The following is a 12,804-nucleotide window of genomic DNA, read 5'->3' as shown; positions in this document are numbered from 1 at the left end:
CCTCCCCGTGTCTTCGTGTCAGCCCTACTCAAAATTTTGACTTTGACAGACTACTAGTTTCTGGTTAAACCCGGATTTCAATAGTTTAAATAAAAATCCATGGTTGATATTGATCTATCTAAATCAATTAGGAATAAAAAACTACTATTTCAATTTATAAAGAAATAAGAAATAACGTAAAAATCAATACTGAATTAGCTTTAAAAAAGTAGCAGCCCTGTCGATAAATTAGCCGATACGGGCTTCAACAGGGCTGGAGACGCAGTTAGGAGGTATCTTGGTTACTACCATAACCGTCGTAATAGTGATTGCTCCCTAACTTAACAAGTTCTTAACCGTCACCAGATAAAAACCATCGGCATTTGTTTGGAATTGTTTAAAAAAGTAAATAATCAATGCAGAAACTGCTTTTCTGAAGACGGAAATTGTCACATTTGTCACATTAGAGATACCTTCTGGGTTTGGGTTGGGTAAGCCAGCTGATGGAAAATGTGCAGTGTATCCGACCTTGACTGTTTTGCTACATCTGACCCACCCAATGGATGATGGCCTAGACCTAGGCCAGATGAGAAGACCTACGGGAGGTCCGCGATGGCAATTCAAAGTATTAACCCGGCCACTGGTAAAGTTTATAAAACCTATTCTCCTCTGAGATTAGACGAGATAGAGCAAAAATTAGCAGCAGGAGAAGCACAATATCAGCACTATCGATGGACATCATTTAGCGATCGCAGCACTTGGCTACGGGCTGCTGCTGATTATTTAGAAGACCATGCTGAGGTGCTGGGTCGCATCATGACCCAGGAAATGGGTAAGCCCATCGGGGCTGCGATCGCAGAAGTAAAAAAGTGTGCCTGGGTTTGTCGTCACTATGCTGAGCATGGGGCAGATTATCTAGCAGATGAGCGCTCAGCCATAGGCTACGTCCGCTATCAGCCCCTAGGGATTATTTTGGCGGTGATGCCGTGGAATTTTCCCCTATGGCAGGTGTTTCGGTTAGCTGCACCCGCTCTGATGGCCGGTAACGTGGTCGTACTGAAACACGCCTCCAACGTCCCTAAATGCGCTCTATCTATAGAACAAATTTTTCGCAAGGCTGGTTTTCCTGAGGGTGCATTTCAAACGTTGCTAATTACGGCTGAGCAAACGGCTACAGTGATTGCCGATGAGCGCGTCCGTGGCGTTAGCCTCACTGGCAGTGGCCCTGCTGGCTCCCAGGTGGCTGCCACCGCTGGACAGCATTTGAAGAAAGTAGTGTTGGAGCTGGGGGGAAGCGATCCCTTTATTGTCCTACCCAGTGCTGACTTAGATCAGGCGGTGGAGACCGCTGTTATGGCCCGTTTGCAAAACAATGGCCAATCTTGCATTGCGGCTAAGCGGTTTATCTTGGTTAGCACCATTGCGGATGAGTTTGAGACACGCTTAGTGGATAAGTTTAATGCCTTGAAAGTAGGCGATCCCATGCAGTCTGAAACAGACATTGGTCCATTGGCAACACCGTCTATCTTGCAGGACATTCACAAACAGGTCCACGATTGTCTGATTTCAGGGGCCAAGGCTCTAGTGGGGGGTAATCTAGAAAAACTAAAAGCCACATTACCCCCTGAGTTAGAGCTGGGTAATTTTTACCCACCGACGATTTTGAGTCATATCCCCCCCGGCACCCCGGCTGATCAAGAAGAGTTTTTTGGTCCTGTGGCCCTGATTTTCCGAGTCCAGGATCTAGACGAGGCGATTCAGTTAGCTAACGCTACTGCCTTTGGCTTGGGTGCCAGCGGTTGGACGCAAGATTCAGCGGAACAACAACGTTTGGTCAATGAGATTGAAGCCGGTGCTGTATTTATAAACAGCATGGTAAAATCCGACCCACGTTTGCCCTTTGGCGGGATTAAACAGTCAGGTATTGGCCGTGAACTTGGCAGACATGGCATTTTAGAGTTTGTCAATGCCAAGACGGTTTGTGTGAGTTAGAGCATTTTGTTATTTTGGAGGGGCGCTCCATGGAACGCCGCCACCTATGGAACACCCCTACAACTGAAATTTTGACGTTGCATTACCCATTCCCTAGGTATCTTTTATGAACACTGCAGAACTCCTTGTCCGTTGTCTCGAAAATGAAGGAGTGGAGTACATTTTTGGTGTGCCCGGAGAAGAGAATCTCCAAGTACTTCAGGCGTTGAAACAGTCTTCTATACAGTTTGTCACTACTCGTCACGAGCAAGGGGCGGCGTTTATGGCCGATGTCTATGGTCGGCTAACGGGCAAGGCGGGGGTGTGTTTATCCACACTGGGGCCAGGGGCAACCAATTTAATCACAGGGGTGGCCGATGCCAATCTAGATCGTGCCCCATTGGTGGCGATTACTGGTCAGGTGGGGACTGACCGCATGCACATTGAGTCTCACCAATATTTAGATTTGGTGGCGATGTTTGCCCCCGTGACTAAATGGAACACTCAAATTGTGCGACCTAGTAATACAACGGAAATTGTGCGTAAAGCTTTTAAGTTAGCGCAAACGGGTAATCCAGGGGCTGTGCATATTGACTTACCCGAAAATATTGCCGATATGGAAGCGGAGGGAAAACCGCTGACCTGCGATCGCAACGGTAAAACCTTTGCGGCCTTTGACACCATTCAGAAAGCGGCGGACGCGATCTCTCGGGCAGAACGACCGCTAATTTTAGTGGGTAATGGGGCTATTCGAGCGCGGGCTAGTGGAGCGATCACTAAACTAGTGGATGAATTGCAGATTCCTGTTACCAATACCTTTATGGGTAAGGGAGTCATTCCATATCAGCATCCCCTGGCCCTTTGGACTGTTGGTCTGCAGCAGCGAGATTTTATTTCCTGCGCCATTGATAAAAGTGATTTAGTCATCGCCGTGGGCTATGACTTAGTAGAATATCCACCGAAAAAGTGGAACCCCCATGGACAAATTCCCATTGTGCATGTGAGCTTGACCCCCGCAGAAATTGACAGTAGCTATGTCCCCATGGTGGAAGTGATTGGGGATATTGAAGATTCCCTTGAACAGATTTTGAAACGGGTGGAACGTAATGCAAAATCAAGCTATCCATTCCAAGCGGTACGAGATGAGATGCGGGCTGACTATGAACAATATTGTAACGATCTGGCATTTCCCATTAAGCCCCAGAAACTACTCTACGATCTGCGTCAGGTAGTAGGACCCGATGACATTGTGCTCTCAGATGTAGGAGCCCACAAAATGTGGATTGCCCGCAACTACCATTGTGAGCAACCGAATACCTGTCTGATTTCCAATGGGTTTGCCTCCATGGGTATTGCCATACCGGGTGCGATCGCAGCTAAACTTGTCTATCCCAACCGTAAGATTGTTGCGGTCACAGGTGATGGCGGCTTTATGATGAACTGCCAGGAGCTAGAAACAGCGCTACGTTTAGGGACTCCCTTTGTCACCATTATCTTTAACGATGGTGGCTATGGTCTAATTGAGTGGAAACAACATAATTACTATGGTGAATCTGCGTTTATCAAATTTACCAATCCTGATTTTGTTGCCCTGGCCAAGAGCTTTGGTCTCCAGGGTTATCGAGTAACGTCGACAGAAGACTTTATCCCCACATTAAAAGCAGCTCTGGAAGCTGATGTACCCGCTGTTATTGACTGCCCCATTGACTATGGTGAAAATCTTCTATTCACTGAAAAGTCACGGGAACTGGCCTGTATTATTTGATAGCTAGAGTACAGTCCCCATACCCAAGTCCATACCAATGGTGTATTTAAAGTTGCCCTCACCAACGCTTTCTCTGAGTTTGGCAATAATTTTATCTGGATTGTCATAGGGGCCAGCAAAGTAATAGGGCTTACCGTTTTTACCAAATTCATGGCGAGGCAGATTATCCATGCGAGGGCCGAGATTATGCTTGGCCCGTTCGAAGTCTTCATGGGGGTCAAGGCCTAGACGTTTAGCATAGTCCACAGCACCGTAGATAACTGATTGAGCCTGTTCCAGGGATATCGTTCTATAGCTATCATCCATGGTGTGGGCATAAGCATTCTCTCGCATTAACGGATAGTCAGTGGTTTTAACTTTGCGAGGTCCCATGGCATCTTTTACCCCCAGACACCATGCATCAATAAGAAAAGTGGTGACCAGATAATGGGTGCCATCGGCACGGGTCACCATAATCTGGGACAGCCCTTTACGATCTTTGCGAGTATTTCGGCTACCAAAAAAGCGATCAAATCCTTGGGAATCAATTAAGCACTCTTTAAGCTTAGAGTGCTTTTTAGGCTGACCATGGTTTTCAGGATTCGCGCTTAACTGGGTTTGGATAATATTGTTGACCTCGGCGGGTCGTAGACCTAGCTTACGGGCGATTTGTTTGGGACCTACTTTGCGATCGCGTAGCGCTAAAACTTCTTGGATTTGCTCGGGAGTAGCTGCCATGGATACAGGTTTCAGATGTGCTCATCGTAGTGCCCATTCTTGCGCAGGTCTTGAGACATTGTACAAATGGTTTGCAAGTTTTTACCTAACCGGTTTATCACTTCAGATGTAGTTGCGAGGAACCCAGGATAAGAATCCAGAGGGGTTTTGAATGCTTTATCAGTCTGCAAATGCTAGCATTCATTGCCATATTGCCATCATCGCCCTATTGCCATGAATTATAAAGTCATTCCGTAAGTCTACTGAAATTGTCAGAAACTGTATGTAACTTAAGATGTAGTAAATTAGCGTAATTTAGCGGCTTAATATGTATTTAGCCCGTTGCTTTACTTTAAGCTCATTGGTCTTTTCGATAGCCTTTGGCACAGCGTCGATTGTGCTGTTGGATACCATCGGGCCAAAGTTGGTAAGGGCACAAACAGATTTGAATCGTCAGGCCGATAGACTTTTCGATGAAAGTATCGAATACTATCAAACGGAGCAGTGGAAATCAGCCCTAGAAAAACTGCAAAAAGCTCTGGAACTCTATCAGCAAACAAATAATCTGATAAAAGTAGCTCATGTATTGGAGTACATTGGCGTCTTTTATCAACGCCTTGGCAATTATCCCGAAGCCCTTCAGTACCATGAGGAGAGTTTAGAGCTCTCCCGTAGATTAGGTAATCGTTTAAATGAAGCCATCACCCTAGGTAACATTGGCGTTGTTTACGAGAAGCTAGGCAATTATTCAGAAGCGTTACGATACTATGAGGAGAGTTTAAGCCTCAAACGAGAACTAGGTCATCGGACAGGCGAAGCCACTACTTTGGCAAATATTGGCAATATCGCATATCAGCATGGAAACAATTTCGAAGCATTGCAATATTATCGAGAGAGCTTGACGATCTCTCGTGAGATGAATAACCGTGCAGGTGAAGTTAATGCATTATCAAATCTTGGGACAATCCTATCCAATATTGGTATTACTGCCCATCAAAGTGGAAAAATCTCAGAGGCACTTCAATACTATGAAGAAAGCTTAGCGATCGCTCGTGAGGTGGGCGATCGCATAGGCGAAGCAGTCACTTTAGGTAATATCGGCAATATTTCTCGACGGCTTGGAAATCATTCAGAAGCATTACAAAATTATGAAGAAAGTCTGGCCCTTAACAGGGAACTTGGCAACCGTTCAGGTGAAGCCAATAACTTAAGTAATATTGGTTATTTGCTTGAAAAGCAGATTAAACCGGAACTAGCAATTATCTTTTTTAAGCAAGCTATCAACATCTATGAGTCCATTCGAGAAAACAATCAAGCTCTTGAGCCAGAACTTCAATCATCTTTTACAGCTACCGTTGAAGATGAGTATCGTCATCTAGCTGATTTACTCCTCCAACAAGATCGTATTCTCGAAGCTCAGCAGGTAATGGATTTGCTAAGAGTCCAGGAACTTGACAACTATGTCCGTGGCATACGAAGTGATTCAAGCATACAATCTGGTATTTCCATTCGTCCTGATGAACAGGCTATTATTGAGCGTTACAAAGCCAGTCAAGACAAACTGATTGCTTTAGGACAAGAGCGAGCGAGTTTAGCTAAAATCTCTCCTGATCAGCGCACACCTCAACAACGAGATCGTCTGATAGAGTTACGCCAGTTAGAGCAGACAGCTTTACTTTCCTTTCAAGCATTTTTTGAGCAATCTGAGATTGTCACACTAGTCAATCGTCTGCGGACTACCGTAGGCGCTGTTAATGTTGAGTTAACAGAGCTAAATGCTCTACGAGATAACTTATTAGCCCTCAAGGACACCCATAACCAAAACGTGGTTATGCTTTATCCCTTGGTTCTGGATGACCGATTAGAGCTAGTGTTGGTTACCCCTAATACCGCCCCGATCAGAAAAACAGTACCCATAACACGAACAGAACTGAACCGCATCATTGGTAAACTACGTTATGCTCTTGAATACCCAAGCAGCAACGCTATTACTCCTGCACAACAGTTATACAATTGGCTGATTCGCCCAATTGAAAATGATTTAGAGCAAGCTCAAGCTGATACCATTATCTATTCTCCTGATTTGCGATTGCGCTACATACCCTTGGCAGCGTTACATGATGGCAATAACTGGCTGATTCAAAATTATCGCGTCAACAATATTACTGCTGCCAGTCTTGCAGATTTCGACAATCTTCCTTCCAGGGAGAACGTTAATGTGTTAGCCGCAGCGTTTACCGAAGGAAATCATGTTGTTCAGCTAGGTGATACCACGATTTCCCATGCTGGTTTGCCGTTTGCTGCACCTGAAGTTGAAGCCCTGTCTAACCTTATTCCTGGGACTGTCAAACGGCTTAATGAAGAGTTTACCCCAGACATTATTTTTGAAATGGATGACTACCGCATCGTCCATTTAGCTACCCATGCAGCTTTCAACCCTGGTTCGCTAGAAAACTCCTATATTCTATTTGGCAACGGTGACTTAGTTACTCTAGCTGATGTCAAGGGTTGGAGTTTTCCCAATGTGGAACTAGTAGTACTCAGTGCTTGTGAAACCGCAGTAGGAGATGTTCTCTTGGCAGAGGAAAGCCTTGCCCAAGGAGAGCTCTCTGAATCGATTACTGGAGATGAGATTCTTGGGTTTGGCTATTTAATGCAGAGGGCTGGGGCTGAAGCAGCCATGGGCTCTCTCTGGCAAGTAGATGACGGGGGAACCCAAATTCTTATGAATGCGTTTTATGATGCTCTGAGTCGAGGAGGAGTGTCAAAAGCTGAAGCACTACAGCATGCTCAACGTCGCTTAATTAGTATGGCTGACGACAGCAGTCGAGCAGCACTGCTGACACTTTCAATTGATGGGAATCTTCCAATCGATGCGACAGATCTAAGCCATCCCTACTATTGGGCACCCTTCATCTTGATTGGTAATGGCCTCTGAGGCTATGTTTTTTCTAGTTTACAACAACAATTCGAGTGCCATATCGGGTGTGGCTAGCCTCAATGCTTTCGAGCATGCCATGGAACGAATGTTGCCGTTGGGATAATGGTCTACTTCTGTTGTGTAATTTCTTAATTGGAGTTCAACACGGCCATCAGCATATACTTTAACTTTAGCTCCTGGCACATTGCAAAGGTGCCAAGTAGATTTCCTGCATTATCTACATACAGGGGCTGAGAGCCTGGTCTTCTTAACATCTGCAGACAGTTATGGTCAGCCCTGCCACCTTATCCAATTTTGATAGCCAAAGACTGTTAATAGCGTTAGCGCTTTTTGAGCAAACCTACGGTAAGGCCAGGTCCGACCTGGAATGCCAGGCTATTCTGGCAGCGTTAATCATAGTGATGGACATCACAGGCCAGGAATCGGGCCAGGAATTGGGCATCTCAATTTACAAACTGCATCATGATTACCGTCAGAATTACCGACAGATAGACTGGCTAGAGCGTTTGGATAAGTACAGTGATGCAAACGGAGACGCTGTTCTTGCAGCCGCTGTTCACCAAGTAAAAGCCCGTTTAGATGATGCAGCAAAAACACTCATCTTCTTAATTCGCACCTATCTACAGCGGATTTCATCAAAACTATCGGCATTAGACTTTGTCAACTTGACTAAGGCTGCGATCGCGATACTCAATAACGCTCAACCAGAGCCAAAATTGAGCCTGCCTGAGAAAAAACGCCTCCTATATATTGCCCTGCAAACGTTTGGCACTCAGTTATCCCAACCCATTCCTCCCCTAGGCACAAAAATTCCAACACAAATTACGGCATTAGTGACTCAGCTGGTGCAGCATCAAAAAATAATGCTTACCGATGGCGTCAAAGCTTTCTGCGCCAATTTTATTGCCCAACTTCCAAACAATCAGTCCCATCCACCAAGCGTCAGATTTATCCGCACTGCCCTGAGAAACAGCAACGTCAAAATTTCCAAAACATTGGACACCCAAGAAAATCTATACGCCTTAGCCAGTATTCTTTTTTTCGAAAAACAGCTGCAAATCCAATCCCCTAAAGCCCCAAAGTCTGAGCAAGAAATTATCCACCAAATAAATCAAGCAATTGCCCAATTCAGAGCGAATTACCAATCTCTAGCACAGATCAGTCAGCCCCAGTGGGATAACGAACTATCAGTCAGCAGCCAACTCTTTACGGCCAATAATTTTGAAACCGCTGACCAAGACTTGACCTGGTTCCCCCAGAATCACATTGCGAACATTTCAAAAGACGAAACAAATTCTTAGCATTCTGTTTTATTTATTTTCAAATAAAACATTCTTAACATTATGCTGAGTGATAACTGTCGAATATTCTTTAGCCAGATCCACATCAGCCATGGGTAAGTCTAACTGAACCCAGTATTCATTCCCCAGTCAAAATGGATCTCCACTGTAGGGGCTGTGCCTCGTGCCAGCCCTACAAAAGCTGAGGATAATGAAGTGTCTTATCAAACTAAATCTTAGGGCACTCCCAAGGGAAGACTCTACGGAATAGGTTCAAACAACCAGACATCTTTTAGCCTGAAACACCCTTTGAAATGGATTTATTCAGGTCTATATAAAACGACAAAAGTCTTTTAGGAGAAGGAGATAGAGGCATTTCAAAAATTTGCTTTTTGATCCATATTTTATTTAATTAGACCCTAAAAATAATATTAGTGGCCCAAATATCCTTTTTCTAAGATTAGAAAGCCTTGAGTAATTATTTTGAAATAAATTCTGATTCAGAAAGCATTTTTGGTAGTCATCCATTTTCTTGAACCCTATCCAATCAGCCGCTGATTACCCACAATGACCCACAGACATGGTCGCTTAGACCAACCCACCAGAAGGAGACAACGAGCGTGAAACTCTCGGTCTATGGAAAAGGCGGCATTGGCAAATCCACCACCAGCTGCAACATCTCTGTCGCACTTGCTAAACGCGGCAAAAAGGTCCTGCAAATCGGTTGTGACCCTAAACACGACAGCACCTTTACCCTAACGGGCTTTTTAATCCCCACCATTATTGACACGCTACAGGAACGGGATTATCACTACGAAGATATTTGGCCCGAAGATGTTATCTACCAAGGCTATGGTGGTGTTAGCTGCGTAGAAGCGGGCGGTCCCCCTGCAGGTGCTGGCTGTGGCGGCTATGTGGTCGGCGAAACCGTCAAACTCCTTAAGGAGCTCAACGCCTTTGACGAATACGATGTCATTCTATTTGACGTCTTGGGGGACGTGGTCTGTGGTGGCTTTGCCGCACCGCTTAATTATTCTGACTATTGCATGATCGTCACTGACAATGGCTTTGATGCCCTGTTTGCCGCTAATCGCATTGCGGCATCCGTCAGGGAAAAAGCCCGCACTCACCCGCTGAAGCTGGCTGGGCTCATCGGTAACCGTACATCTAAACGGGATCTGATTGACAAGTATATCGAAGCGGTGCCGATGCCGGTGCTAGAAATTTTGCCCCTGATTGAAGATATTCGTGTTTCACGGGTCAAGGGCAAAACCATGTTTGAAATGGCTGAATCTGATCCATCATTGGAGCCAGTGTGCCAGTACTATCTGAACATTGCCGATCAGCTCATTGCTCGTCCTGAAGGTGTGGTACCTAAAGATGCTGCCGACCGTGAGCTCTTCTCACTGCTGTCAGACTTCTATCTCAACCCCCCTGAAGACGCCCCTGTTCAGAAAAATGAAATGGATCTAATGATGGTTTAGCCCAACATTCACGGGTTAATCCGATAGGTTGCTAGTCATTTATTTGCTTTGAGTTTCTCAAAAGACTGGCCATTCTGACGCTGAGGTGCTAAATTGCTGCGTGCCCGCTGATTTAAAAATCTCAAGATATGGCCTTTTTTGAGAATTTCACCACCGCTATCCGCGACAAGTGGTTGAACTATGTGCAAGACAATCGCGCCTGGTTAGAGCTACAGATGAACAACGTCTCCGTTAGAACGCCTGACGGTGGACGGCGGCCATCTTCGCTCCTGATTTTAGGGGTGATCAATGCCATAGAACCTAAGCTATCAAATTTGATGGTGCCGTTCTATAAGCTCAACTCTGACGAAGATGCACTAGTCGAAGTGTTAGGTCTTAATTTTGATCCAGAGATGGCCTTAAATGGCACAGGTGAAGATGGTCCAACACTGGATGCTTCATCTGGTGACGATCCCCCTCTTTTAGAAGGTTTGGAAGGACTCTAAAGCGCCATCTCAGTCACAACCTATCGGATTATTGCCCGGTGAACCATCGCTACAGAGACTCAGTTACCCCCCTTTTCACCGTTCCTCTTTAGCGAGAGTTATTACTGCTCTAAGGACGATAATCACGATGACAACACCTGCTAACACTCCCTCTCTTGAATTTGACTGCGATACGGGCAACTACCATACGTTTTGCCCGATTAGTTGTGTTGCGTGGCTTTACCAAAAGATTGAGGATAGTTTCTTTTTGGTCATTGGTACAAAAACCTGTGGTTATTTTTTGCAAAATGCCATGGGCGTCATGATCTTCGCTGAGCCACGCTATGCCATGGCTGAGTTGGAGGAAGGGGATATTTCTGCCAAGTTGAATGACTATGAAGAACTGAAGCGGTTGTGTTTGCAGATAAAGCGCGATCGCAACCCTAGCGTAATCGTTTGGATCGGCACCTGCACCACCGAAATCATCAAAACCGACCTCGAGGGCATTGCCCCCATCCTAGAAGATGAAATTGGCGTTCCCATCGTCGTCGCCCGTGCCAATGGCCTTGACTATGCCTTTACCCAGGGTGAAGACACCGTACTCGCTGCCATGGCCCAGCGCTGTCCCACTGCAGAGCCCGCGACTAAAGCCATCGAACCAGAAAAGCAAGAACGCAATGGTCTTGGCAAGCTATTATCCCTAGGTCGCAAAAACGAAGCCGTCGCTCCGGACGAAGCCCCTGCTGCAGATGAGTATTACGACCACAGCCCCCTGATCCTATTTGGTTCGGTCCCTAACCCAGTGGTCACCCAGCTTAATTTAGAACTTAAGAAGCAAGGCATCAAGGTATCTGGCTGGTTACCAGAAAACCGCTACACCGATCTGCCCGTAATCAAAGAAGGCTACTTTGCATCTGGCGTAAACCCCTTCTTATCTCGCACTGCATCTACTCTAATGCGACGGAAAAAGGCAAAGGTCATCGGTGCCCCCTTCCCCATCGGTCCCGATGGTACCCGTGCCTGGGTTGAGAAAATCTGCTCAGTCTTAGGCGTTGAACCCAAGGGGTTAGCCGAACGAGAAGCCAAGATTTGGGAATCCGTAGAAGATTACGTCAGTCTTATTCGTGGCAAATCTGTTTACTTCATGGGTGACAATCTCCTTGAGATTGCTATGGCCCGCTTCTTGATCCGCTGTGGCATGACTGTACCGGAGATTGGTATTCCCTACATGGACAAACGCTTCCAGGGAGCTGAGCTACAGTTCCTAGAGCGCACCTGCGAGGAAATGGGTGTACCCAAGCCCAAGATTACGGAAAAACCAGACAACTACAACCAGATTCAACGCATTCTAGAAATTGAACCCGACCTGGTGATTACGGGGATGGCCCACGCCAATCCCTTAGAGGCCAGAGGCATTAATACCAAGTGGTCAGTAGAATTCACCTTTGCCCAAATTCACGGCTTTGGCAACACTCGCGACATTCTTGAGTTAGTGACTCGGCCTCTACGCCGCAATAGCAATCTCAAAGATTTGGGTTGGAATAAGCTGGTGCGAGAAGAAGCAAATGCCTAGCGGCTAAGCCTTAAGATACGTTTCACCGGCTGTTGTTTGAGAACAATTGCCGGTGAAGAAGAACATCTCAAACTATACAAAAGCTTAAGTCAGGCTAAAGGGTTGGCCTATATACAACTTCAACTGTTACTATTCAAGTCCAGTGCGGATGTAGTTCAGTGGTAGAACGTCAGCTTCCCAAGCTGAATGTCGTGGGTTCGAGTCCCATCATCCGCTTTTTATGCCCTTAATGTACATATACCAGAACATGCGTTAGGTGATTATTAAGTCTAATTTAGATCGATTTATGGGGTAAGTTTGGGGTAAGAAATTTCATTGGTTTCGAGTGTTTTGCCATGGCTATACCCTGGGCAAAGCAAAGGTCTCATAAGTGGACGGAGGATGAAGATAAGAGGGACTACAGAAGATAGACAATGGAGGAGAGAACAAGGATTTCGATCCAAATTCACAGAATCCGAGTTTCCATCTCCTTGTGGATGACCTGGGCAATTGTTTGTAGGCAAGGCATTTAACATCCAGGTTAAGTACCTAAATTTAGGCCAAATAAAAGGCACGATGCTCAATGCCGAATCGCTGAACGTATTGCCAAAAGAGGAAAGGTGATGAACCCTTGAAAAACAAACCATCGTTTTTAAGGTGCATCACAATGGA

General features: G+C 45.8%; 8 protein-coding genes and 1 tRNA gene. 8 read left to right on the top strand and 1 reads right to left on the bottom strand.

Annotated features, from left to right (window positions below):
• Positions 1–591 precede the first annotated feature (591 nt).
• Together QGP82_RS25080 and QGP82_RS25075 are read left to right on the top strand one after the other, a co-directional pair.
• Positions 592–1,971, top strand: a complete 1,380-nt coding sequence (locus QGP82_RS25080) for an NAD-dependent succinate-semialdehyde dehydrogenase (RefSeq protein ID WP_163702746.1) — start codon at positions 592–594, stop codon at positions 1,969–1,971.
• Between the two features lie 106 nt (positions 1,972–2,077).
• Positions 2,078–3,715: an acetolactate synthase large subunit gene (locus QGP82_RS25075; RefSeq protein WP_499061370.1), complete on the top strand. Its 1,638-nt coding sequence runs from the start codon at positions 2,078–2,080 to the stop codon at positions 3,713–3,715.
• A 3-nt stretch (positions 3,716–3,718) separates the two neighbouring features.
• Here QGP82_RS25075 and QGP82_RS25070 read toward each other — a convergent pair whose 3' ends face one another.
• Positions 3,719–4,432 carry a DNA-binding response regulator gene (locus QGP82_RS25070; RefSeq protein WP_499061369.1) on the bottom strand — a complete coding sequence of 238 codons (714 nt, stop codon included), beginning with the start codon at positions 4,430–4,432 and terminating at the stop codon, positions 3,719–3,721.
• Between the two features lie 340 nt (positions 4,433–4,772).
• Between QGP82_RS25070 and QGP82_RS25065 the strand changes: the two genes are divergently transcribed.
• The 6 genes from QGP82_RS25065 to QGP82_RS25040 all read left to right on the top strand — a co-directional run bounded on the left by QGP82_RS25065 (position 4,773) and on the right by QGP82_RS25040 (position 12,369).
• On the top strand, positions 4,773–7,349 hold the full coding sequence (locus QGP82_RS25065; RefSeq protein ID WP_499061368.1) for a CHAT domain-containing protein: 2,577 nt from the start codon (positions 4,773–4,775) through the stop codon (positions 7,347–7,349).
• Between the two features lie 269 nt (positions 7,350–7,618).
• A complete protein-coding gene (locus QGP82_RS25060) occupies positions 7,619–8,653 on the top strand; it encodes a hypothetical protein (protein WP_499061367.1) in 1,035 nt (344 codons plus the stop codon).
• A gap of 599 nt (positions 8,654–9,252) precedes the next feature.
• Positions 9,253–10,116, top strand: a complete 864-nt coding sequence (gene bchL, locus QGP82_RS25055) for a ferredoxin:protochlorophyllide reductase (ATP-dependent) iron-sulfur ATP-binding protein (RefSeq protein WP_348918250.1) — start codon at positions 9,253–9,255, stop codon at positions 10,114–10,116.
• A 128-nt stretch (positions 10,117–10,244) separates the two neighbouring features.
• Positions 10,245–10,601, top strand: coding sequence for a DUF5331 domain-containing protein (locus QGP82_RS25050; RefSeq protein WP_163703670.1), 357 nt, complete (start codon positions 10,245–10,247; stop codon positions 10,599–10,601).
• 127 nt (positions 10,602–10,728) lie between these two features.
• Positions 10,729–12,153 (top strand): ferredoxin:protochlorophyllide reductase (ATP-dependent) subunit N, encoded by a 1,425-nt coding sequence (locus tag QGP82_RS25045; protein WP_163702741.1) that lies wholly within the window; start codon positions 10,729–10,731, stop codon positions 12,151–12,153.
• A 144-nt stretch (positions 12,154–12,297) separates the two neighbouring features.
• Positions 12,298–12,369 (top strand) — tRNA-Gly (locus tag QGP82_RS25040).
• Positions 12,370–12,804: the final 435 nt, after the last annotated feature.

The sequence above is a fragment of the Leptothoe sp. LEGE 181152 genome, assembly GCF_032906605.1.
GTDB classification, from domain to species: domain Bacteria; phylum Cyanobacteriota; class Cyanobacteriia; order Phormidesmidales; family Phormidesmidaceae; genus Leptothoe; species Leptothoe turfae.
The sequence above is the reverse complement of the archived record's forward strand: the minus strand, read 5'-3'. Positions and strand labels throughout refer to the sequence as shown.